Raw genomic sequence first — 23,267 nt, forward strand, 5'->3', positions numbered from 1 at the left:
CGCCGCGGTGGCAGCCTACTTGTCGCCGCGGGCGCGCTGGTCTATCTCTCATGCGGCTCCGGTATTCGGGGCCGCATTACTTATCAAAGGCAGGCACACATGCGCGCAGAGGCACAGAATACCGCGGACCAGATCAGCAAATCGCTGGAATTGCTGGCCCAGCGACTGGATGTGGACACCGCGCCTTACCGGCTGGAAGAATTCAACGCCCGCGTCGAAGACCCGAACCTCTGGGACAACCCCGACGCCGCGCAGAAACTGATGCGCGAACGGCAGTCGCTGGTGGATGCCATCGACACCTATGAAGGCATCAAACAAGAGCTTGCCGACAATGTTGAGCTGATCGAATTGGGCGAGATGGAAGGCGATGAGGAGGTCATCAAAGAGGCCGAAGTCGCGCTGAAATCCTTGGCCGCAACCGCTGCGCAAAAAGAACTCGAGGCGCTGCTGAACGGCGAGGCCGACAGCAACGATACCTTCCTAGAGATCAATTCGGGCGCGGGCGGCACGGAAAGCTGCGACTGGGCCAGCATGCTGGCGCGGATGTACGTTCGCTGGGCCGAGAAGAAGGGCTATAAGGTCGATCTTCAGGCTGAAAGCGCGGGCGAAGAGGCGGGGATCAAATCCGCGACCTATAAGATCGAAGGGCATAACGCCTATGGCTGGCTGAAATCCGAAAGCGGCGTGCACCGTCTGGTGCGCATCTCGCCCTTCGACTCGGCGGCCAAGCGGCACACCTCCTTCACCTCTGTTAAGGTCTACCCCGTGGTCGATGATAACATTGAGATCGAGGTGAACCCCTCTGATATCCGCATCGACACCTACCGGTCCTCCGGCGCGGGCGGTCAGCACGTTAACACCACCGACTCGGCGGTGCGGATCACACACCATCCCACCGGGATCGTTGTGACTTCTTCGGAGAAGTCGCAGCACCAAAACCGTGACATTGCCATGAAAGCGCTGAAGTCGCGGCTCTATCAGATGGAGTTGGACAAGCGCTCAGCGCTGGTTAACGAGGCGCATGAGAACGCGGGCGATGCGGGCTGGGGCAACCAGATCCGTTCCTACGTGCTCCAGCCCTACCAAATGGTCAAAGACCTGCGTACTAATTACGAGACATCGGACACCAAAGGTGTGCTCGACGGTGATCTTGATGGGCTGATGGGGGCGACACTGGCGTTGGCCGTTGCTGGCAAAAGCCGGGCTGAGGCGCAGGGCGACTGAGCCGCGCCATCCCCCTTCATGGATGATACGCAGCAAAGGGGGGGCATGATGGATTTATTAGATTGGGACGCTTCGGACCTGTCCGAGGCGCTGGCCGCGCGCAGGATTTCTGCGGTTGAGCTGATGCAGGCGACGCTGGCTCGGATCGAGGCGGTGAATGGCAAGGTGAATGCCATCGTGTCGCTGCGCGACCGTGACACGCTGTTGGCCGAGGCGCAGGCGGCGGATGCGAGCCCCCGTAAAGGCTGGCTGCATGGGATCCCCATGGCGATCAAGGACCTGGCGGATGCTGAGGGGCTACCAACCTCGCAAGGGTCGCCCCTTTTTGGCTTAGAACCAGCCACGCGAGATCATCCGGCCGTAGCGCGGCTTCGCGCGGCCGGGGCAATTTTCATCGGCAAAACCAACACCCCAGAGTTTGGCCTTGGCAGCCATACCTTCAACCCGGTCCATGGCGCGACGCGCAATCCTTATGACCTGAGCCGCTCGGCGGGGGGATCCTCAGGCGGGGCGGCGGCGGCACTGGCGGCGCGGTTGGTCGCGGTGGCCGACGGGTCTGACATGATGGGCTCGCTGCGCAACCCGGCGGGCTGGAACAACGTCTACGGGATGCGGCCCACATGGGGCACCGTGCCCTCCGACGATGGCGGCGATCTGTTTCTGCACCAGCTCTCAACCTTGGGGCCGATGGCGCGCAGCCCACGTGACCTCGCCGCCCTGCTCGATGTGATGCGCGGCGCTGACCCGCGCCAACCGCTGACACACTCCGGCCCAGATACGGCGCCAGAAATCGACGCCGCGCTGTCTGCGCAGCGTATTGGCTGGCTGGGCGATTGGGGCGGTGCTTTCCCCTGCGCGCCGGGGATCATCGACCTGAGCGAAGCCGCGTTGAACCGTCTGACCGGGCTGGGGCATGAGGTCATGCCTATCGCCGCGCCCTTTGATGCAGATGCCATGTGGGAAAGCTGGATCACGTTGCGGTCCTTTGCCGTGGCGGCTTCCTTGGGGGTTATCTACGACGATCCGGCGCGGCGGGGCGGGTTGAAACCTGCAGCGCAATGGGAGGTCGCGCGGGGGCAGGGGTTTTCGACCGCCGATATCCAGCGCGCTAGCAGCATCCGGTCTGATTGGTTCCGCGCGGCACATGCTTTGTTTGAGAAGGTCGACGTTCTGGTTCTGCCCTCGGCGCAGGTCTGGCCCTTTGATGTTGAGCAGGTGCACCCAGCTGAGATCAATGGTCACTTAATGGATACCTACCATCGCTGGATGCAGGTGGTGGTGCCAGCAAGCCTCATTGGTCTGCCGGTGGTGAACGTCCCCGCAGGTTTTGATCAGCGTGGCTTGCCTTTGGGACTGCAATTGATTGGCAAACGCGGCAGCGATGCGCAATTGCTGCAATTGGCGCAGGGCTGGCATAAGGCCACGGGCTATCCGCAGGCGCGACCGCCGCAACTGTGAGACGGGTTAGTTAAACGGCGCGTCGGGCTGAAGCAGGCGGCGGTGATAGGGCATCAACGCGTCGATGCTGATGAACCCCGCCAATCGCGCAGCGGGCAGAACCGTCTTGGGATCATTGCCGATATATTCATAGCTCAACCGTGTGACCCGTGTTCCAGCAGCGCTTTCAGGGGCGGTTCGCGTCACATAGCCCACCCAAAAGTTATTCTCGAAAGAGGCCACGCGGTTCAGATAGTTGAACGATCCAGTCAGCGTCCTGCGGCGCGAAACCACAATAGATACGCCGTTCTCCTGCTGTGATACGATCCCGCGATATTCCCGTGCTGCAGGGCTGGTGGGCAATCCCTGCTCACGCAGTGACCGGGCGCTTTCATATCCGCGTAGGAAGGTGTTGCTGCCGTATCGTGCCACGTAAACCACGCCGGTGACGAACCTGTCATGATCTAAGAAAGACCGCCGCGCGAAACGATAGAAACCGCTGGGAAAGTCCGCTTCGGGTACGTTTTGAACCCCGGTGCCCAGAAAATCGCGCAGAAACGTGTTGTTAATCGGATCTTGGTCTAGCGAAATTTCTGTGACCGGTTCCAACAATACCCGCGCGTCGATCTTAAAGAAACGACAGATGCGCGCTAACACATCAGGCCGGGGGAAGCTTTCACCCGACAGGTAGCGGTTGAACTGTGTGCGGTTGATCCCAAGCTTGCGTGCAAGCTCTGATATCGAGGGGTGATCGGCTGCCAGCTGCCGCAGATTAGCGCCAAACATACTGCGGAGCTCTGAAGGGGAGCGGTTAGGTGCGGACATTCTGCCTCGTTCTGATTTTCGTCGCAGCCACGTGTAAAGGCTGTTGCTGGCGCGTTTCTTAACAGTCTGATGCTAAAGCGCGTCAGCTGTGACGCAAACTTGGGTCTGACCCTACTGGAACCGTCACAAAATGCAAGCGCACGTTGCATCTTAACCTATGTTTTACCGCTTTCGATTGTCGCAGAATGAGAGTCATTAACCGAAAGCGGGGGTACTATGATTGGTGTGGTTCTGTGGAGCGATAATAGCGCTGGAAAAGCAGTCTTCTGGTGCGAAGATCAAGGCGATCTGGCTTATTACGAAGTGCCGGCGGCGCGGGTTGGCGGCAGCGCTGAATTTGATACCGGCGATTTGGTTCAGTTCAATGTTTCAGTTCACCGGAAATTGCGCATCGCGGATACCCCGCAACTTGTTCAAGGACGCGCGGGCACCCATCTGCCAGAAGCGCTGCGCAACGATGGCAAGACGACCGCCACGCGAGACGCGCCGGACACTCCGCACATGACTGCGCAGATTATTCCCTTCATAAAAAAAGCCGGGCCGCACCGATTACGCGCAGCCCAGCAATAAACCGGAACCGAGGGTCAGATGCCGCGGGCGAGGGCGGCAACGCCGGTGCGCGCCACATCGACAAGGCCAAGGGGGCGCATCAACTCTGCAAAGGCATCGATTTTTTCCGGTGCTCCGGTGATTTCGAATACAAAGCTTTCGAGCGTGCTATCAACCACGTTGACGCGGAAGATATCTGCCAGACGCAGTGCCTCAACCCGGTGTTCGCCTTTGCAGACAACCTTGAACATCGCCAACTCACGCTCGACACTTGGGCCTTCGACGGTGAGGTCATGCACCTCATGCACCGGCACAATCCGACCCACCTGCGCCTTGATCTGCTCAATCACCTGCGGTGTGCCACTGGTGACGATGGTGATGCGCGACAGATGCCCGGTGTGGTCGACCTCGGCCACGGTCAGACTGTCGATGTTATAGCCACGACCCGAGAACAGGCCGATCACCCGCGCCAGTGCACCGGGTTCGTTTTCGACCAGCACCGCCAGCGTGTGTTTTTCGACCACATCCGAGAAATTGGGCCGTAGGTTATAGGCGGAATGCGAGGTCGCACCTTTTTTGATTTTTAGGGCTGCCATGTCTTTGTCCTTCTATCCAGCTGCGGAAATTTTTCAAAAATTCCCGGTCGTTTTCTTTGAAAGAAAACGGGTCACACCAGCACTGAGCCTTTTGCATCGATCACACCTTGGGTCTCATGATCACCCGGCAGCAGCATCTCGTTATGTGCTTTGCCTGAGGGGATCATCGGGAAGCAATTTTCATGCTTCTCGACCAGGCAGTCAAAGATCACCGGCCCGTCATAGTTGATCATCTCCATGATCGCGTCGTCGAGATCATCGGGATCGGAGCAGATGATCCCTTTGGCACCAAAGGCTTCGGCCAATTTCACGAAGTCGGGGAGGGCCTCGGACCAGCTTTGCGAATAGCGCTCGCCGTGAAGCAGCTCTTGCCACTGGCGCACCATGCCAAGGCGTTCGTTGTTCAGGATGAACTGTTTCACTGGCAGGCCGAATTGCATCGCCGTGCCCATCTCTTGCATGTTCATCAGCCAAGACGCTTCGCCCGCCACATTGATCACAAGGCTTTCAGGATGCGCCATCTGCACACCGATTGAGGCGGGGAAGCCGTAGCCCATGGTGCCCAAACCGCCTGAGGTCATCCAGCGGTTCGGTTCTTCAAAATTAAGGTACTGCGCGGCCCACATCTGGTGTTGGCCCACTTCGGTCGTGATATAGCGGTCGTGGTCTTTGGTCAGCGCTTCAAGCCGCGACAGGGCGTACTGCGGTTTAATTACCTTGCCGGATTGAGTGAACTTCAGACAATCTTTCGCGCGCCATTCTTCGATCTTGGACCACCATTTGGCGAGCCCTTCGCTGTTGGTCTTGCGGCCGCGCGACTTCCAGACCTTCAACAGGTCTTCCAACACATGGCCCACGTCACCGACAATCGGAATGTCGATGCGGATTACTTTGTTGATCGACGAGGGGTCGATGTCGATATGCGCCTTGGTGGATTTGGGGCTGAAACTGTCGATGACGCCGGTGATCCGGTCATCAAAACGCGCGCCGATGTTGATCATCAGGTCGCAGTCATGCATCGCCATGTTAGCTTCGTAAAGGCCGTGCATCCCCAACATGCCCAGCCATTTGTCGCCCGACGCGGGGTAGGCGCCAAGGCCCATGAGCGTCGAGGTGATGGGGAAACCCGTGGCCTCCACCAATTCGCACAACAGTTGGCTCGCCGCCGGGCCAGAGTTGATGACCCCGCCGCCAGTGTAGAAAATCGGGCGCTTCGCGGTCTCCATCGCGGCCACAAGTTCGGTGATCTCGGCCATGTCGCCCTTGACCTGCGGCTGATAGCGCGAGGTGGAGGGTTTGGGGGACTCGTAGTGACCGGTGGCGAATTGCACGTCTTTCGGAATGTCGATCAGCACCGGGCCGGGGCGGCCATGGGTGGCGACGTGGAATGCTTCGTGCAGGGTCGCGCCAAGGTTGTCGGTCTCTTTTACCAGCCAGTTGTGCTTGGTGCAGGGGCGGGTGATGCCCACTGTGTCGGCCTCTTGAAACGCATCCGAGCCGATCATGAAGGTTGGCACCTGACCTGTCAGCACCACCAGCGGGATCGAGTCGAGCAATGCGTCGGTCAGGCCAGTGACCGCGTTGGTCGCACCGGGGCCGGAGGTCACCAGCACAACACCGGGTTTACCGGTTGAGCGGGCATAGCCTTCGGCAGCATGAACCGCGCCTTGCTCGTGGCGCACCAATACGTGTTTGATCGAGTTCTGCTGAAAGACTTCGTCGTAGATCGGTAGCACCGCGCCACCGGGATATCCAAAGACGGTGTCCACACCCTGGTCAATCAGGGCTTGAACGATCATTTTCGCTCCGGTCATCTGGCGTTTCATCTTAGGTGCTCCGTAAGGCAGGTTGTTGGCGTTTGGCATAAAAAAACCCCCGGTCTGACGGGGGCGCACGGGAGAGATTATGGTTAACCGTTACCGGCCCATGCGCGTGTGTCCTACAATAATGACTAGGTCTATCATCTCAGGGTCCTCTTAGCGTGGCGTGAGATTATGAGGGCTAAAGAGGGGCGTCAACAGCGAAATGGCAAAAACCTTGGACTTGGCAGGGTATTAAATGATGTTTTATTTCTGGGATGGGCGTTTTTGGGACATATTCGGAAAGAATTCTGGCTCTGAGCGTATTTTTACCGAATTGGTTCGGGCGTAAAGGCGCGCTCGAAGGGGCCACAGCCCAAAAAGACCGCCGCTCTTGTCATTGCGAAATCAGAAAGCTTCAGCGCGGGCTGACGTCCGGCAGGGTGATATTGGCGACCTGCTCGGCGATTGGATCATTGCTCAGCGGGTGCTGGTCAGGCACAAACCGCTCAGGATCGCGCATCTTTTGCCAATGCCCGCCCATATAGACCTCAAGCCCCGAGAATTTGGCCTTATAGCCCATCTTCTGGCTGCCCGGCACCCAATAGCCAAGGTAGACATAGGGCAGGCCGGCAGCACGGGCGATCTCGATATGATCAAGAATGATATAATTGCCCAAGCCATTGCGCGGACGATCTGGGGTGTAGAAGGAATAGACCATGCTCACCCCGTCGCCTAAGACATCGGTCAGGCAGACACCCACCAACGCGTCATCGGCCTCGAGATCGGTATATTCAATGACCCGGCTGCGGATCGGTGTTTCTTCGATCATTGCAGCGAATTCAAAGACATCCATATCGGCCATGCCGCCATCCGCATGGCGACTGTCGAGGTAACTGCGGAAGAGGTCATATTGCTCTTCCGTGGCCCAAGGAGAGGTCGCACGGCGCTCAAGTCTCGCATTACGGTTTATGATGCGGCGCTGGCTTTTGCTGGGGCGGAACGCTGCGACATCAATCCGCGCCGAAAGGCAGGCGGCGCAATCGGAACAAGAGGGGCGGTACAGCACGTTTTGAGAGCGGCGGAACCCTTGGCTCGACAGGCTGTCATTTAGGCGTGCAGCATTCTCCCCCTGCAGAGCAGTGAACAGCTTGCGCTCCATCCGGCCCTCCAGATAGGGGCAGGGCTGCGGCGCTGTGACATAAAATTGCGGTGTCAAAGGCAGTGTATGTCGCATGGGTTTCCAGCATTGATCGCGCGATGCTATCAACCTGCCCCCGTTGCGCCAAGAGCAAATCTGCGTGAGCGCCTAGCGGCTAAGGCGGCGGTTCACCGGCACAGTGCCAAGCGCCATATCTGTTAGGCTCTGACGCCGCGCAGTGGTGCAGATCAAAACCGCAGAGACGACTTGAATGATCGTGACCGTCATCGACAGCGAATAGCCGATGGTGTGTAGCAGCGCGGTCATGAAATCAAAGGGCCGGTCGCGGTGGTCGCGCAGCTCCATCGCCATCAAGCGCATCCCCCATGTGGCCGAGCCACTGGTCAGCGTCGCCACGCGGTAGGCAAAGCCAACCACCAACATAAGGAAGGGAAAGAAAAACAGCGCGGTAAAGGCCGTGAACGGCACAATAAGCAAGCAAAAGCCGACGATCAGGACCACATCAATGATCCAAGCCAACAGGCGTTTGCCAGCGATCCCGTCATAGAATTGCGGGTGCAGATCGGGGTCAGGGGTCTGGGTCATATCATATCCTGCAAAAGGCCTCCCGGCGCGGGGCCGGAAGGCGGGGGGCTAGGGGGAGTTATGCGCTGGTGGGCGTATCGTCCTGCTTGGCGCGGTCATTCATGAACTGGTCAAACTCTGCCTTGTCTTTGGCTTCGCGCAGACGCTCAAGGAAGGCTTCAAAATTGCCCTGTTCCTCCTCCAGACGGCGCAGCGTGTCGGCCTTATAGGCGTCAAAGGCGCTGTTGCCGGTGCTGCGCGACATCATCACGCGGCTGGATTTGCGGGCGCAGGATTTCGAAGTGAACATGCGTTTGCTCCATATCATATAGGCAAGAAGGGCGAGGCCAACAGGCCAGAAGAAGATAAAGCCAAGCACCATGGCGGCGATCCAAGCGCCTTTGCCGCGGGCGTCCATCCAGCTTTCTGTGCGGGCAAACCAGTTGCCGCGGCTGCCATAGGTCGGGTCGGTGGTCACTGTCGTCATTGTAGAGCCTTTCGGTTCGTGACGGGCCTGTCGCCGGCCCGGGCGTTTCGGATGATGTGAATGTCTTTCACATTAAATAGATCGGCACGCCGGGCCTGTTTCGCAAGGGGCTATGTGAATGTTTTTTACATTGGTCAGTTTTTAACAACGAAGTCAGAGACTTGTGCGTTTGAAAGCTGCGCCATTTCTTGGGGCCCAAGGCAGAATACATGATGCGGTGTGCCTGCAGCGGCCCAAACAAGCGGGAATTTCAGAAGGCTGCGGTCAAACCACGCGCGGGGTGGGGTGAGATGGCCCAAGGGGGCGACACCCCCGATGGCAAAACCGGTTTGTGCGCGGATCAGCGCGGCATCTGCCTTACCCAATGGCTCTCCGGCCAGCGCGGCTGCACGGGCCAGATCAACCTGCTGCGCACCTGCGGTAATGAATAGCAACGCCTCACCACTGTTTTCGCCGCGCAGCACGATGGATTTCGCGATCTGATCGACGTCACAACCCAGTGCGGTAGCCGCATCAACCGCCGTGCGCGCCAGTGCCGTTTCGCGGATATCGGGCGTGACCCCAGCGGCCTCAAGTGTCGCGCGGACCCGTTTCAAACTCTTGCTCATTTCCTACCCTCGACTGCTCGGCCCCCGTGGCGGGGCGCTGGTCAACGTCCTACCAAGGCCGCGCCTTGCTGCAACCCCCATTGACGCCAAGCGGATCAGCCCGCAAAGCTGGCCCCATGACAGACCAATCTCTTGCCGCACGGATCACCCGTTCCCCCCGCATTTACCACCGCGAACGCGCGCAGGATGCGGCGGCACTCTTGCCTGATCTCGCACCAGACTTGCGCGATATGGTCTCGGCTGCCGCCTCTACCGCGCCCTATCTGATGGCCCTTTTAGAGAAGGAAGCCGATTGGCTTACGCAAGCTGTAGAGAACCCTGAAGCGGCGCTTGCGGCCAACCGAGACGCGGCAGCAGAATTCGCGCCCGACCGTCTGTCTGATGGGCTGCGGCAGGGCAAGCGGCGCATGGCGCTGTTGACCGCCTTGGCCGATCTCGGTGGGGTTTGGTCGCTGGAGGAAGTGACTGGCGCGCTGACCGATTACGCCGATGCGGCGTGCGGCGCGGCACTTCGCGCGGGGCTTGCCGCCCAGATCAAACGCGGGAAATTGCCCGGTATGACAATGGACGATCTGGCCGATTGCGCGGGCATGGTCGTCTTTGCCATGGGCAAGATGGGCGCGCGGGAGCTGAACTATTCCTCCGACATCGACCTCATCTGCGTCTTCGACGAGAGCCGTTTCGAGCCCGATGATTTCCACGCCGCCCGCAGCGCATTTGTCAAAGCGACCCGGGCCATGTCAGGCACGCTGAGCGATATCACCGCCCAAGGCTATGTCTTTCGAACAGATTTGCGCCTGCGTCCCGATCCTGCCGTCACCCCCGTCTGCATCGCGATGGAGGCGGCAGAGCGCTACTACGAAAGCTTGGGCCGCACATGGGAACGTGCCGCCTATATCAAGGCACGTCCCGCGGTGGGTGACATTGCAGCGGGAGAGAAATTCCTACAATCGCTGCGCCCCTTCGTCTGGCGCCGCCATCTGGATTTCGCCGCCATCCAAGATGCCCATGACATGCGGCTGGCGATCCGTGAACACAAAGGTCTGGGCGGCCCGATCACCCTGCCGGGCCATGACATGAAACTGGGCCGCGGCGGCATCCGCGAGATTGAGTTCTTTACCCAGACCCGACAACTCATTGCCGGGGGCCGCGATCCGGACCTGCGGCCCCGGGGGACGCTGGCGGGGTTGCAGGTGCTGACCGAGAAGGGCTGGGTGCCCGAAACGGTCGCCGAGACACTCAGCGATCACTACCGCGTGCACCGCACGGTCGAGCACCGATTGCAGATGGTGCAAGACGCCCAGACCCACACGCTGCCCCGCAGCGACGCGGATTTCGAACGTCTCGCCTGTATGATGGATATGGATGTCAAAGACTTGCAGGGCGAACTTCACAGCCGCCTTCAGGCCGTGCACGATCTGATCGAAAGCTTTTTTGCCGCCACCCGCGAAGAGCCTGAAGCCGCGCGCCCGGCGCATCAATTCGACACCTCGGTGCTCGACCGTTGGCCCAGCTACCCGGCGCTGCGCTCGGAACGGGGCGCGGATATCTTCGGGCGGTTAAAGCCGCTGCTGCTGGACCGTCTGGCGCAATCGGCCAAACCGGATGAAGGGCTTTTGGCCTTCGACGGGTTCCTCTCGGGTTTGCCAGCCGGGGTGCAGCTGTTCTCGCTGCTGCGGGCCAATCCGCAACTGGGCGATCTGCTGGTTGATATCGTCGCCACATCGCCCGCATTGGCCGCGCATCTGTCGCGCAATTCGGGCGTGTTTGATGCGGTAATCGGCGGGGATTTCTTCTCAGATTGGCCGGGGCAAGCTACGCTGACCGAAATGTTGCAAGACCATCTGGCCCAAGAGGCAGACTATGAGCTGCGCCTTGACGGCACCCGGCGTTGGGCGCGCGAATGGCACTTCCGCATCGGCGTGCATCTGCTGCGCGGGTTGATCGATGCGGCCACTGCCAGCCGGCAATATGCTGAACTGGCCCAAGCCGTTTTGCAGGCGCTCTGGCCCGTGGTTGTCGATCAATTCGCCAGCCGCCATGGCCCGCCGCCGGGGCGCGGCGCGGTGATCCTTGGTATGGGCTCGCTCGGGGCGGGGCGGCTGACGCCGACCTCGGACCTTGATATGTTGGTGATCTATGATGCAGATGGGGTCGACAGTTCTAACGGGCGCCGACCGCTTGCCACGCGCACCTATTATGCCCGGCTGACGCAGGCGATGATCACGGCGATGACCGCGCCGATGGCGCAGGGCAAGCTTTATGACATCGACATGCGGCTGCGGCCATCGGGCAATCAGGGGCCGGTGGCCACCAGCCTCGCCAGCTTTGAAAGCTATCAAAAAGAACAGGCGTGGGTGTGGGAGCATCTGGCCCTGACCCGCGCGCGGGTGATAGCGGGGCCAGAGGCGCTGGCCAACGACGTGGAGGCATTGCGCGAAGAGATACTGGGCCGCGCCGCACCGCGCGACAAGGTGCTAGGCGAGGTGGCAAAGATGCGCGTGCGCATCGCCGCTGCGCGCAGCCCAACCGGGCCGCTGGATGCCAAAACCGGGGCGGGGCGCTTGCAGGACATCGAACTTTTCGCCCAAGCAGGCGCGCTGATCGGCGGCACCGGCGCGCGTGAGATCGACGCAGGGCTTGCTGCTGCGCGCGCGGCAGGGGTGATTGATGCAGATGCCGAGGCTGCACTATCAAGTGCCTATACCAACGCATGGACCCTGATCTGTGCCAAACGCCTGCTTTCGGCCAAACCATTGGACGCCACAGCGTTAGGGCAGGCAGGAACGAGCTTCCTTTGTCGGGTGCTTGCCTGTGATGATCTTCCCGCTTTGGTGGCCAAGGTAGAGGCCGATTACGCAACCGCCGCCGAAATCATCGCTGCTGCGTTGCCCGATCGGACGCAGGAGGGGTCATGACCGAACGGGACCTCGACGACCCTAAGGGGCTGATCCGCGAATCCTACCGGATGGAGGGGATCGGCCCTGCGGAGTGCCGCAGCATCTTTCTTGATTGGGCGCTAAGTCTGCCCGAAGGACGTGACAGCGGCACGGCCATCAGCGGTTTGCTGGACCGCTACGGCCCTGCGGCCCCCGAGCATCCGATGACGCAGGTGCTGCGCGATGGGCAGGCGACGATGACCACGCCGCGCCGTCGTGGCGGGTGGCGGGGCAGGGCGCGCAACTGATCGCCCGCGTGGCATCGCAAAACCCCTTTCCCAAAGCGCGCGAAAGCAGTACGAGGGCGCTATGACAACGCCTCAAACCCCCTCCGCCCCGCAGCCCGCCACACTTCCCGTGGTGCGCCTTTTGCCCAAGGCCAACGCCCGCGCCATCCGCCACGGCTTTCCTTGGGTCTATGCCAATGAACTGGTCACCGACCGCCGCACGCGCGGCCTTGCCCCCGGCACGCTGGCGCGGCTTGAGGATGAGAACCGCACGCCCATGGGGCTGGTTGCGGTCAATCCGACCTCCAAGATCATCGCCCGGATGCTTGATCAAGACCCGGAAGCCGAGATCGATCAGGCGTGGTTTGAGACCCGCATCGCCCGCGCGCTTGCCCTGCGCAGCCAGCTTTACGATCAGCCCTACTACCGCCTGATCCATGCCGAGGCCGATGGTCTGCCCGGCGTCATCATCGACCGCTTTGGCGACACCTGCGTGATCCAGCCCAACGCCGCTTGGGCCGATACGCTGCTCGCGCCACTCGTCGCCGCGCTGCAATCGGTTACTGGTGTGGCGAATGTGTTGAAAAACGCCTCTGGCCGGACCCGCAAGCTCGAAGGGCTGGACGATACCTCGACCACGCTCGCTGGGACCACGCCCGAAGGCCCGCTGCCCGTGCCGATGAACGGTGCCACTTATATGGCCGACCTCACCGGTGGCCAGAAGACCGGCCTGTTCTATGACCAACGCCCCAACCATGCCTTTGCCGCCAACCTCGCGCGCAACGGCGCACGGGTGCTGGATGTCTTTGCCCATGTTGGGGGCTTCTCTCTCGCCGCCCTCGCCAACGGCGCGTCTTCAGCGCTGGCCGTTGACGGCTCCGCGCCTGCGTTGGAGCTGGCCGAAGCCGGTGCCGCCGCGATGAACATGCAAGACCGTTTCGCCACGCGCCAAGGCGATGCTTTCGACGTGCTCACCGCCCTGCGCGATGAGGGCGAGACCTTTGACGTGGTGATCTGCGATCCGCCTGCCTTTGCTCCCTCGCGCCAAGCGGTCGAGGCGGGTCTGCGCGCCTATGAGCGTATTGCGCGTCTTTCGGCGCAATTGGTGGCGGAAAACGGCATTCTGGGCCTTTGCTCCTGCTCGCATGCCGCTGACCTTGGCCAATTCCGCACCGCCTCCGTGCGCGGCATTGGTCGGGCCGGGCGCCGTGCGATGCTGCTGCACACCGGTTTCGCCGGGGCGGACCACCCGCAGCTGCCGCAGCTTGCGGAAAGCGGGTATCTGAAGTCGCTGTTCTTCCGCCTGTAATGGTGACGCGCCCCCGTGTGCTGATCGACACCTGCGTGCTGTACCCCACGGTGATGCGCGAAATGGTGGTCGGCGTGGCGGCACGGGGCGCGTTTGAACCGATCTGGTCCGCGCGTATTTTGGAAGAATGGGCGCGCGCGGCGATCAAGCTTGGCCCGGCGGGCGAAGCTCAGGCGCGGGCTGAGATTGCGCTCTTGCGCAGCAACTGGCCCGGGGCCGAACGTGAAGAGGCTCCCGGCTTGCAAGCGCGGTTATGGTTGCCAGACGCGGATGACATTCACGTGCTGGCCGTCGCCGTGGCCAGCAGCGCCGATATAATCCTGACCCTGAATAACAAAGACTTCCCACGCCAGATCCTCGCCGAAGAGGGGCTAAGCCGAGCCGATCCCGACAGCTATCTGCATGGCATTTGGCAAGCGACCCCGGAATTGGTCGCCCCCGTGGCCGAAGCGGTCTTGCAAGAGGCACGGAGGTTGTCTGGGGAGGACTGGCAGATGCGCGCCTTGCTTAAAAAGGCGCGTCTGCCGCGTCTGGCGAAGGCTCTGGGTTAACTCTTACCCATCCCACCGCAGCTGCATCTGGCGCAGCTTTTCGATGCGCTCTTCGGTTTTTGGATGGCTGAGCAGCCAAGCAGGCGGACGGTTGCCCCCCGATTGGCTCAGCGCATCCAGCTTCTCAAATAGGGAAATCTGTGGGCCGATCCCGATACCTGCCTTGGTCAGCAGCGCCGCGGCATAGGCGTCGGCCTCGTATTCATCGTTGCGCGACAGCCGCGCGGCCAGCAGGCTGGTCAGCCCACTGGCGATCCAGACGCCGATGCCGGGAATGAGCCGCCCCAGCACCATCGCCAGCGCCGTGCGCAGGGCGTTCTGGCCGGAGAAATCAATCATCCGCCGCCGCGAATGGCCAAGTGCGACGTGGCCCAACTCATGCGCAATAACACTGGCCAATTCTTCAGCCGTTACAGCGCCTTGACGGAACTTGTTATAAAAGCCCCGCGTGATGAAAATTCGCCCGTCGGGCGCGGCCAATCCATTGACTGGCTCAATTTCATAGAGATGCACCTTGATGCGCGGCAGATCGAGCGCCTTGGCCATCTTCGCGCTCATGTCATTGAGTTTGGGGTCCACCAACGGTGTCGACTTCGCATCCAACTCTCGCGCCGTGCGCCAAGCGGAAAAGCGGTACATCGCCAGCGCATAGAGGATTGCGAGAAGGATGGGGATTATGCGGATCATGCGCTCAATATGGGGAGCGGGGGGACCGGGGGCAAGCGGCCATGGCCTGCGCCCCGGTGCTATCTGCGGCGATTAGACGAGTTTGGCGTCCATCGTGATCTCAGCCGTCAGCAGCTTGGAGATCGGGCAGTTTTCCTTGGCGGTCTTGGCGGCCTTGTCAAAGTCCTCTTGGCTCGCGCCGGGGATTTTCGCCTCGACCGTCAGATGCACTTTGGGGACGTGGAAACCGCCGTCTTTCTGCTCCAGATGCACCTCTGCTTTCGTCTCGATGCTGTCAGGTGTCAGGTTGCTTTCACCAAGGATCATTGAAAGGGCCATCGAAAAGCACGACGCATGGGCAGCACCAATCAGCTCTTCTGGGTTGGTGCCTTCTTTGCCCTCAAAGCGCGTGTTGAAGCCGTAGGGCTGGTCAGACAATACGCCGCTTTCGGTTGAGACATGGCCCTTGCCCTCTTTGAGCGAGCCTTCCCATTTTGCATTGCCGGATTGTACGATCGAAGCCATTGGAATGTCCTTTCACTGTGCTTGCGTTCGTTCTCTCAACTGACGCGGCGTGGCAAAGTTTCAAGGCGCAGTCTCACTCAGCGGGTCATCGCCTTGATGCCCCGGCTCAGCCCTTCAAGGGTCATGGGCACCATGGCCTCGGGGCCAAAAACCTCTTGGATCATCGCGATCGACTGGGTGTAGCCCCATTGCCGCTCGGGCACCGGGTTAATCCATAGGTGGTTTGGCCATTGGTCCCGCGCCCGCGCCAGCCAAGTGGCGCCCGACTCCGCGTTCCAATGCTCATTCGCGCCACCGGGGTAGGCGATCTCATAGGGCGACATGGAGGCGTCACCGACAAAAATGCATTTGTAATCAGACCCATAGGTTCGCAGCACCTCATGGGTGGGGATCTGCGCATCCCAGCGGCGGCGATTGTCCCGCCAGACGCCTTCGTAAAGGCAGTTGTGAAAGTAGAAATGCTCAAGATGTTTGAACTCGCCCCGCGCGGCGCTGAAAAGTTCCTCAACGACCTTCACATGCGGATCCATTGAGCCGCCGATGTCGAGAAACAGCAGTACTTTCACGGCATTGCGCCGCTCTGGCCGGGTTTTCACATCAAGATAGCCATGCTCCGCCGTGGCGCGGATGGTGCCGTTCAGGTCGAACTCTTCCGCCGCGCCGTCCCGCGCCCAACGGCGCAGACGTTTCAGCGCCAGCTTGATGTTGCGGGTGCCGATCTCGACGTTGTCATCAAGATTGCGGAACTCACGCTTGTCCCAGACCTTGACCGCGCGTTGGTGACGGCTTTCTTTCTGGCCGATGCGCACGCCTTCGGGGTTGTAGCCATAGGCTCCGAAAGGCGAGGTGCCTGCCGTGCCGACCCATTTCGATCCGCCCTGATGCCGGCCCTTTTGTTCCTCGAGCCGCTTTTTCAGCGTCTCCATCAGCTTGTCAAACCCGCCCATGGCTTCGATCTCGGCTTTTTCTTCCTCGCTCAAGTGCTTTTCGGCCATCTTGCGCAGCCAGTCTTCGGGCACGTCCACGGCCTCAAGCACATCATCAAAGCTGATGTTTTCCAACCCCTTGAAAGCTGCCGCAAAGGCGCGGTCGAACTTGTCGATGTTGCGCTCGTCTTTGACCATCGACACACGGGCGAGATAGTAAAACGCCTCAACGTCATAGGTCGCCAGTCCCGCCTTCATGCCCTCAAGAAAGGCCAGAAACTCGCGCAGCGAGACCGGAACACCGTGGCGGCGCAATTGATCGAAGAACGGCAGAAACATCAGAGGCTCAGCGCGCGGTCCAAGAGAACCGTGGCAATCATGCCGACGATCAGGAAGGCAAAGCCGTAGCCCGTCGCATATTGCGCGATGTCCTTGCGGTTGCCGCCGCGTTTGCGTGCGGTCAGCCCGCCGATTATCGCGCCGAGTATCGCCAATCCGATTGCTATCATTGTCTATCGCCCGTCTATGTTGCGGGCCTATCCATTGCGCGGGTTCAGGCTCGCGATCTCGCGCAGCTTGGCCCGCACGGCCCAGTCAGGGCCAAAGCCGTATCGCGCCCAGCCGATGCTGTCCAGCCTGACCCGGCGCGCCTCAATGCCGCGGCCTTCGATCTCCAGCGCTTCGGCTTTGAGCAGCAAAAGTGTGGCCAGAAGGGCGGCGTTTTCGCTGGCTTCGGCAATCGGCAGATGCGGCTCGATCAGGGCAAGCGCGCCCGCGCCGTCGCCGGTGGTCACCGCATAGCCCGCCCGCTGGGTGGCGACATAGGCGCGGTGCAGCGTGGTGCCGGGGGTGCGGGCATAGAGGGCGTCGGCTGTTTGGTAATGCGCCTGCGCGGCGGCTGCATCGGTCATCTGCGTGACGCGGCCCAGGGCGTAATGCGAAAATGCGTGGCGGTTGTCCTGCCAACCCTGCGCTTGGGCGATGCGCAGAGCGTCTTGGGCTGCAGACATCCGGGCGTTGCGGCTGACTTCGCGGCCAAGGGCCGTTTGGATGGCGTGGCTCCAGACCTGCGGCGTGGCGCGCGTAGGGCGGGGGGTGACGGTGCCGCCGCCGGGGTTCAACCGCGCCAAAATGCCCGGCAGACGTGCCGCCACCTCTTCGCGGCGCATGCCAGAGTGCAGCGCCGGGTCATGGTAAATGCGCAGCACCAGCATGTCGAAACCGGTCAGCACCGTATGCACGTTGTCGTCGTTGAAGACCGAATCCGGCAGCCGGTAGAGATCGTTCAGGGGCCCAAGCGCTTGGGCCAGCTCTTCGTGCAGGCAATCGCGGCTTTCTTGCGGGCTCACGTCATTGGGCAGGAAAATCGCCAGCTTGCGCCGTTCGGTCAGACGCGTCCAATCGGTGGCGGATGAGCGCCGTGTGCGGCGATATTCCTCAAGCGTGCTGACATTCGGCACCACGAAACAGGCCGCCTGCGGCAAAAGCCGCCGAATCTGGCTGCGGCTTACCGCTTGAATGGTGATGTTTGCGCTGTCGCCGGTGACCTCGCGCAGTTCAATCCCGGCTTCGCGGCGCAGACGGGCGAGCAGTCGCGCAAGGTCCGGGCCCAAGGTCGCGGGCGGCTGGCCCAGAACGCGCAGGGTGACCGGCCCTTCAAAGCGGCTCAGAACGGGCAGGGCGCGGCCACTTTCCATGCGGAAGGACAGATCAAGGAAATCTTCGGCCAGAGATGCATTCGACACATGCGGCGTTGCGGGACGGGCTTGAGCGAACTGCTTCATCGGGGGCAGGGTGCTGTCGGCGATCACCGCGCGGGTGGCGACTTCGGAATGGGAGGCGGGCACGCAGGCGTTCAGCAACATCATCAGCGGCAGGATCAACCTTGCCTTCACCCCGCGCCTCATGCGCTTGGCCCTTTGTGCTGCCACGTCCCGAGTGATCTATCAGAAACTGCGTACGGCGCTGCCGCGGTCTGTCCTTGCATTTGCCTGCCCCATCGGTCGCTTAAACCCGGGTCTTGACGCCCGTGATTGACCTCAGCCTAGGCAGGCAAAAAATCAAAAGCGAGGAAAATACCCGCTTTTGACGTAAAGTCGTCTAGGTGTTGCTAGGCTACCGCTGACGCCGCGCCATAAAGGCCAGCCGTTCAAACAGATGCACGTCCTGCTCATTCTTCAGCAGCGCACCATGCAATTTGGGCAGGGCGTTGGGGCCATCCTTGGCCAAATCCTCGGCTTCCATATCCTCGGCCAGCAGCAGCTTCAGCCAGTCCAGCACTTCAGAGGTTGAGGGTTTTTTCTTTAGCCCCTGCTGCTCGCGGATCTCATAGAACTGCGTGAGCGCGGTGGTCAAAAGCTGCTGTTTAATGCCGGGATGGTGCACTTCGACGATCTGTTTCAGCGTCTCCATTTCGGGGAATCGGATGTAGTGAAAGAAGCAGCGGCGCAGGAAAGCGTCGGGTAGCTCTTTTTCATTGTTGGAGGTGATGATCACGATGGGCCGCTGGCGCGCGCGGATCGTCTCGCCCGTTTCATAGACGAAGAACTCCATCTTATCCAATTCCTGCAACAGATCGTTGGGGAATTCGATGTCGGCCTTGTCGATCTCATCAATCAGCAGCACGACCTTTTCATCGGCATCAAACGCCTGCCAGAGCTTGCCCTTGCGGATGTAGTTCTTGACGTCGTGCACCCGCTCATCGCCCAATTGGCTGTCGCGCAGGCGGCTCACGGCGTCGTATTCATACAGCCCCTGCTGCGCGCGGGTCGTCGATTTGATGTTCCATTCGATCATACGCAGGCCCAAAGCGTCGCTGACCTGCCGTGCCAATTCAGTTTTGCCAGTGCCCGGTTCGCCTTTCACAAGAAGCGGCCGCTCCAAGGTAACTGCTGCGTTTACAGCAATCTTTAGGTCATCGGTGGCGACGTAGTCTTTGGTGCCTTGAAATTTCATCTTGTTTTCAACCTCGTGTGACGGGCGCTTGATCCTTGGCCTTTAACCAAAAATCAAAGGGATTGTGTAGTGACAATTGTTACCCGCTCAGATAGATGCTGCGGCAGGGAAGATGTCGGGAGACAGGCTTTTTAATGTCTGAGTTGAAAACCGCCGGGGATAAAAAAATGAAGCAGGAAGTTTTCCTGCCGGACGATTACAGTCCGGCTGAGGACGAGCCATTCATGAATGACCGTCAGCTTGAGTATTTTCGTCGCAAGCTGATCCACTGGAAATCGGAACTGTTGGCAGGCAGCCGTGACACCATCGAAGCTTTGCAAGACGGCACCCGGAACATTCCGGATGTGACCGACCGCGCCTCGGAAGAGACAGACCGCGCGTTGGAATTGCGGACCCGTGATCGGGCGCGCAAGCTGGTCGGCAAAATTGACGCAGCGCTGCGCCGGATCGATGAGGGAGAGTTCGGTTACTGCATGAAAACCGGCGATCCGATCTCGCTCAAGCGGTTGGATGCACGGCCTATCGCGACCATGACACTTGAGGCGCAAGAGCGTCACGAGCGACGCGAGAAAGTCCACCGCGACGACTGACATTACCTGAAACATCACACGCCGAGGCTCATGCTTCGGCGTTTGTGATTGGGACGCGGGGCCAGCTCAATCTGGGGCGCGTGATCTGGGGCGTGAATGAAACCTTCCAATGCGATTGTCGTCGGCGGCGGGATCGGCGGTCTGGCCTTGGCCACGGCATTGGCGCGCAAAGGCGTCGCCGTCACCTTACTGGAGCAGGCCGCGCGGTTTTCCGAGATTGGGGCAGGGCTGCAGATCAGCCCCAACGGCCTTGCCGTGTTGCGCGCGCTTGGGTTGGAACATGGGTTGAAAGCCCGCGGTGCCGTACGGGGGCAGGCGGTACGCCTTTGCGACTATGCTAACGGCAAGCAGGTGGCGCGGCTTGAACTGAGCCGTCTCCCAGACGAACAGCGCTATTATTTCCTCCATCGTGCCGATCTGATCGACCTGCTGCGCGAGGCCGCACAGCGCGCCAATGTGAGTTTCGAGACCGACGCACAGGTTGCCTCCATCCACCCCGGTGTCTTGCCGCAGGTGCAGATGGCGCGCGGGGGGCGACGGCGGGCGGAACTGGTCGTGGCAGCCGATGGCATCCACTCGGTCGGTCGCGTGCAGTTGAACGGCGCGGACAGGGCCAGCTTCTCAGGGCAGGTGGCGTGGCGCGCGTTGATCCCCAATGAGGTGGATCATGGGCCAGAAGCGCGGGTCACCATGGGGCCGGGGCGGCATCTGGTCAGCTACCCGTTGCGAGAAGGGCGGCTGGTAAACCTCGTCGCCGTAGAGGAGCGCCGCGATTGGGCCGCGGAAGGCTGGCAACATCCCGACGATCCCGCAAACCTGCGCCGCGCCTTTGCGGGCTTCGGTGGGGAGGCCGCGCAGATGGTCAATGCTGTAGAAGAGGTGACCCTTTGGGGGCTGCACCATCACCCCGTCGCCGCCAACTGGCACGCAGAAGGCGTGGCGCTTTTGGGCGATGCGGCCCATCCGACGCTGCCCTTTCTTGCACAGGGCGCGAATATGGCGTTGGAAGATGCTTGGGTCTTAGCCGATTGCCTGACCCGCCAACCCCGCGACGCCGCACTCGCCACCTATCAGGCCGCCCGCATCGACCGCGCACGGCGCATTGTGAAAACATCACAGGGCAACGCCGCACGTTACCACCTGCGGCCCGGCCCGATCCGTTTCGCAGCCCATAGCGGGCTGCGCATCGCTTCCAAGCTCGCCCCCGGCGTGATGCTGAGTGCGTTTGATTGGCTCTACGCCCATGACGTTACCAAAGCGTAGAGGCCACCGACCTTAGCCGGTGGCCCAAAGGCTTAGCCCGCCCGTTGCAACATCCCGAAAAGATCCCGCGGATCATCAGGATCGGCCAGCAGATCAAGCGGCTGGAACAGCCCCGTCTCGGCAATCTGGTCGCGGACATAGCGCAGGGCCGAGAAATCCTCGATTGCGAAACCCACAGAGTCGAAAAGCGTGATCTGTTCCGCGCTGCGGCGGCCTTCGGCTTGGCCGGTCAACACCTGCCAAATCTCGGTGACTTCGTGATCTGCATCCAACTGCTGAATTTCACCCTCAATTCGCGTCTGCTCAGGGAACTCTACAAAGATATCAGAGCGGTGCAGAATCGCGGGCGCCAGCTCCGTCTTGCCGGGGCAGTCGCCGCCGATGGCGTTGATATGCACGCCAGAGCCGACCATATTGTCGGTCAGGATCGTGGCATATTGCTTGTCCGCCGTGCAGGTGGTGATGATCTGCGCGCCAAGGATCGCGTCCTCTGCCGTTTCGCATTCCACAACCTTAATGCCATGCCCCGCGAGGTTGCGCGCGCATTTCGCAGTCGCCGCGCGGTCGATGTCATAAAGCCGCACCTCATCCACGCCGCAGATCGCCTTCATTGCAAGGCTCTGGAATTCGGACTGCGCGCCATTGCCGATCATCGCCATGACATGCGCGCCCTTGGGCGCCAACAGCCGGGCAACGACGGCCGAGGTCGCCGCCGTGCGCAGCGCCGTAAGGATCGTCATCTCGGTGAGCAGCACGGGATAGCCATTGTCGACATTCGCGAGCAGGCCGAAGGCGGTCACGGTCTGAAACCCGTCCTTGGTGTTGTCGGGGTGGCCGTTGACGTATTTGAACCCGTAGACATCGCCGTCCGAGGTGGGCATCAGCTCAATAACACCCTTCTCGGAATGGCTCGCCACACGCGGGGTCTTGTCGAACAGCTCCCAGCGTTTGAAGTCGGCCTCGATATAGTCAGCCAGCCCGCGCAGCATGTCTTCGACGCCGATGTGGTGGATCAGCTTCATCATCTTGTCGACAGAAACGAAGGGCACCAGCGCCTTGTCGGAGGGTTTGAGGTTGGTCATGTTCAGGTCTTTCTATCAGTAGGCACGGGTTGGGCGGTCAAACACGCGGCGGCCAAAGGCCGAGGCGGTGAGGTCCACCATCAGTTGCGCAGTGCGGCCACGCTCGTCGAGGAAGGGGTTCAACTCGACAAGATCAAGCGAGGTCATCAGGCCGCTGTCATGCAGCATTTCCATCACCAGATGGCCCTCGCGTACGGTCGCGCCGCCCGGCACCGTGGTGCCCACGGCAGGGGCCACAGAGGGATCAAGGAAATCGACATCCAGCGAGACATGCAGCATCCCGCCCGCGGCTTCGACCTTATCAAGGAAGCGTTGCAGTGGCTTGGCAATGCCGCTCTCGTCAATCTCGCGCATGTCGACGTAGGTGACAGTGGTTTCCTGCAAGGCAGCCCGCTCAAGCGCGTCGACCGAGCGCAGACCGATCATGGCGATGTTGTCATGGGGCAGGGGTGTTTCGATTTTTGGGAAGCCATCAAACCCTTCGCGCCCGGTGACATAGCCCAAGGGCGTGCCGTGCAAGTTGCCGCTATCGCTGGTCTGAGGCGTGTGAAAATCCGTATGCGCATCAAGCCACAGCACGAAGAGCGGGCGGCCTGCTTTTTCAGCGTGGCGCATGGCACCCAGCACAGTGCCAAGGGCCAGCGCATGATCGCCGCCCATGAAGATCGGCAAGCCGTCGTCCATCGCGGCATTGGCGGCAGCGGCGAGGCTCTCGGTCCATGCGATCGTCTCTTCCAGCGCGTGCAGCTTCTCATGCTCTTTCGCGTGGAAAGGCGCGGGCGCGACGTTGCCGCGATCGGTGACACTGTGGCCAAGGTCGCGAAGGGCGCCTTCCAGCCCGGCTGTGCGGTAGGCGTCCGGCCCCATCAGACAGCCACGGCGGCGCTTGCCGCTGTCCAGCGGGACACCCAGTAAGATGCAGTTTTGTTGGTTCGACATGGGGGACTCCTGAGCTATTTAAACCCAGATAATCCGCGTATCTG

At 60.9% G+C, this 23,267-nt stretch carries 24 protein-coding genes; 9 read left to right on the forward strand and 15 right to left on the reverse strand.

The window, feature by feature from the left end; genetic code table 11:
* Window positions 1–99: 99 nt before the first annotated feature.
* Both prfB and DSM14862_RS06185 read left to right on the forward strand, forming a co-directional pair.
* Window positions 100–1,224, forward strand: coding sequence for a peptide chain release factor 2 (gene prfB, locus DSM14862_RS06180; protein WP_007120337.1), 1,125 nt, complete (start codon window positions 100–102; stop codon window positions 1,222–1,224).
* Between the two features lie 48 nt (window positions 1,225–1,272).
* Entirely contained in the window at window positions 1,273–2,682 is a 1,410-nt protein-coding gene (locus DSM14862_RS06185) for an amidase (RefSeq protein ID WP_007120338.1), read from the forward strand.
* A 6-nt stretch (window positions 2,683–2,688) separates the two neighbouring features.
* Here DSM14862_RS06185 and DSM14862_RS06190 read toward each other — a convergent pair whose 3' ends face one another.
* Window positions 2,689–3,486 carry a helix-turn-helix domain-containing protein gene (locus DSM14862_RS06190; RefSeq protein WP_113075727.1) on the reverse strand — a complete coding sequence of 266 codons (798 nt, stop codon included), beginning with the start codon at window positions 3,484–3,486 and terminating at the stop codon, window positions 2,689–2,691.
* Between the two features lie 216 nt (window positions 3,487–3,702).
* On the opposite strand from DSM14862_RS06190, the gene DSM14862_RS06195 reads away from it, so the two are divergent.
* A complete protein-coding gene (locus DSM14862_RS06195) occupies window positions 3,703–4,056 on the forward strand; it encodes a hypothetical protein (protein WP_007120340.1) in 354 nt (117 codons plus the stop codon).
* A 14-nt stretch (window positions 4,057–4,070) separates the two neighbouring features.
* Here DSM14862_RS06195 and ilvN read toward each other — a convergent pair whose 3' ends face one another.
* The 6 genes from ilvN to DSM14862_RS06225 all read right to left on the reverse strand — a co-directional run bounded on the left by ilvN (window position 4,071) and on the right by DSM14862_RS06225 (window position 9,251).
* Entirely contained in the window at window positions 4,071–4,631 is a 561-nt protein-coding gene (gene ilvN, locus DSM14862_RS06200; RefSeq protein ID WP_007120341.1) for an acetolactate synthase small subunit, read from the reverse strand.
* Between the two features lie 71 nt (window positions 4,632–4,702).
* Complete coding sequence (locus tag DSM14862_RS06205; protein ID WP_040701459.1) at window positions 4,703–6,457, reverse strand: acetolactate synthase 3 large subunit; 1,755 nt, start codon at window positions 6,455–6,457, stop codon at window positions 4,703–4,705.
* Between the two features lie 391 nt (window positions 6,458–6,848).
* Window positions 6,849–7,667: an arginyltransferase gene (locus DSM14862_RS06210; RefSeq protein ID WP_007120343.1), complete on the reverse strand. Its 819-nt coding sequence runs from the start codon at window positions 7,665–7,667 to the stop codon at window positions 6,849–6,851.
* A gap of 72 nt (window positions 7,668–7,739) precedes the next feature.
* Window positions 7,740–8,177, reverse strand: a complete 438-nt coding sequence (locus tag DSM14862_RS06215; RefSeq protein WP_007120344.1) for an RDD family protein — start codon at window positions 8,175–8,177, stop codon at window positions 7,740–7,742.
* Window positions 8,178–8,235: 58 nt separating this feature from the next.
* Window positions 8,236–8,643: a DUF2852 domain-containing protein gene (locus DSM14862_RS06220; protein WP_007120345.1), complete on the reverse strand. Its 408-nt coding sequence runs from the start codon at window positions 8,641–8,643 to the stop codon at window positions 8,236–8,238.
* Window positions 8,644–8,777: 134 nt separating this feature from the next.
* The gene (locus tag DSM14862_RS06225; RefSeq protein ID WP_040701461.1) at window positions 8,778–9,251 is read right to left on the reverse strand and encodes a YbaK/EbsC family protein; all 474 of its coding nucleotides are present in this window, start codon (window positions 9,249–9,251) and stop codon (window positions 8,778–8,780) included.
* Between the two features lie 116 nt (window positions 9,252–9,367).
* Here DSM14862_RS06225 and DSM14862_RS06230 point away from each other — a divergent pair, with 116 nt between their 5' ends.
* From DSM14862_RS06230 to DSM14862_RS06245, 4 genes are all read left to right on the forward strand, one after another.
* The gene (locus tag DSM14862_RS06230) at window positions 9,368–12,169 is read left to right on the forward strand and encodes a [protein-PII] uridylyltransferase family protein (RefSeq protein ID WP_007120347.1); all 2,802 of its coding nucleotides are present in this window, start codon (window positions 9,368–9,370) and stop codon (window positions 12,167–12,169) included.
* A complete protein-coding gene (locus DSM14862_RS06235; RefSeq protein ID WP_007120348.1) occupies window positions 12,166–12,438 on the forward strand; it encodes a hypothetical protein in 273 nt (90 codons plus the stop codon). The genes DSM14862_RS06230 and DSM14862_RS06235 overlap by 4 nt, the downstream gene beginning before the upstream one ends.
* 61 nt (window positions 12,439–12,499) lie before the next feature.
* Complete coding sequence (locus tag DSM14862_RS06240) at window positions 12,500–13,726, forward strand: RSP_2647 family RNA methyltransferase (protein WP_007120349.1); 1,227 nt, start codon at window positions 12,500–12,502, stop codon at window positions 13,724–13,726.
* Window positions 13,726–14,277, forward strand: coding sequence for an RSP_2648 family PIN domain-containing protein (locus DSM14862_RS06245; RefSeq protein ID WP_007120350.1), 552 nt, complete (start codon window positions 13,726–13,728; stop codon window positions 14,275–14,277). The genes DSM14862_RS06240 and DSM14862_RS06245 overlap by 1 nt, the downstream gene beginning before the upstream one ends.
* 3 nt (window positions 14,278–14,280) lie before the next feature.
* Here DSM14862_RS06245 and DSM14862_RS06250 read toward each other — a convergent pair whose 3' ends face one another.
* From DSM14862_RS06250 to DSM14862_RS06275, 6 genes are all read right to left on the reverse strand, one after another.
* Entirely contained in the window at window positions 14,281–14,964 is a 684-nt protein-coding gene (locus DSM14862_RS06250) for a M48 family metalloprotease (protein WP_007120351.1), read from the reverse strand.
* Between the two features lie 72 nt (window positions 14,965–15,036).
* Entirely contained in the window at window positions 15,037–15,468 is a 432-nt protein-coding gene (locus DSM14862_RS06255) for an OsmC family protein (protein WP_007120352.1), read from the reverse strand.
* A gap of 77 nt (window positions 15,469–15,545) precedes the next feature.
* Window positions 15,546–16,733 carry a vWA domain-containing protein gene (locus tag DSM14862_RS06260; RefSeq protein WP_007120353.1) on the reverse strand — a complete coding sequence of 396 codons (1,188 nt, stop codon included), beginning with the start codon at window positions 16,731–16,733 and terminating at the stop codon, window positions 15,546–15,548.
* A complete protein-coding gene (locus DSM14862_RS06265; protein ID WP_007120354.1) occupies window positions 16,733–16,903 on the reverse strand; it encodes a hypothetical protein in 171 nt (56 codons plus the stop codon). The genes DSM14862_RS06260 and DSM14862_RS06265 overlap by 1 nt, the downstream gene beginning before the upstream one ends.
* A 27-nt stretch (window positions 16,904–16,930) precedes the next feature.
* Window positions 16,931–18,301, reverse strand: coding sequence for a DUF2927 domain-containing protein (locus DSM14862_RS06270; protein WP_007120355.1), 1,371 nt, complete (start codon window positions 18,299–18,301; stop codon window positions 16,931–16,933).
* A 208-nt stretch (window positions 18,302–18,509) separates the two neighbouring features.
* On the reverse strand, window positions 18,510–19,349 hold the full coding sequence (locus DSM14862_RS06275) for an AAA family ATPase (protein WP_007120356.1): 840 nt from the start codon (window positions 19,347–19,349) through the stop codon (window positions 18,510–18,512).
* Between the two features lie 167 nt (window positions 19,350–19,516).
* Between DSM14862_RS06275 and dksA the strand changes: the two genes are divergently transcribed.
* Both dksA and DSM14862_RS06285 read left to right on the forward strand, forming a co-directional pair.
* Window positions 19,517–19,939 carry an RNA polymerase-binding protein DksA gene (gene dksA, locus DSM14862_RS06280; RefSeq protein ID WP_040701504.1) on the forward strand — a complete coding sequence of 141 codons (423 nt, stop codon included), beginning with the start codon at window positions 19,517–19,519 and terminating at the stop codon, window positions 19,937–19,939.
* A gap of 96 nt (window positions 19,940–20,035) precedes the next feature.
* Entirely contained in the window at window positions 20,036–21,202 is a 1,167-nt protein-coding gene (locus DSM14862_RS06285; protein ID WP_007120358.1) for an FAD-dependent monooxygenase, read from the forward strand.
* Window positions 21,203–21,234: 32 nt separating this feature from the next.
* Here DSM14862_RS06285 and DSM14862_RS06290 read toward each other — a convergent pair whose 3' ends face one another.
* Complete coding sequence (locus DSM14862_RS06290) at window positions 21,235–22,284, reverse strand: ornithine cyclodeaminase (protein ID WP_007120359.1); 1,050 nt, start codon at window positions 22,282–22,284, stop codon at window positions 21,235–21,237.
* Between the two features lie 15 nt (window positions 22,285–22,299).
* Window positions 22,300–23,223 carry an arginase gene (gene rocF, locus DSM14862_RS06295; protein WP_007120360.1) on the reverse strand — a complete coding sequence of 308 codons (924 nt, stop codon included), beginning with the start codon at window positions 23,221–23,223 and terminating at the stop codon, window positions 22,300–22,302.
* Window positions 23,224–23,267: the final 44 nt, after the last annotated feature.

Source organism: Sulfitobacter indolifex (genome assembly GCF_022788655.1).
GTDB lineage: Bacteria > Pseudomonadota > Alphaproteobacteria > Rhodobacterales > Rhodobacteraceae > Sulfitobacter > Sulfitobacter indolifex.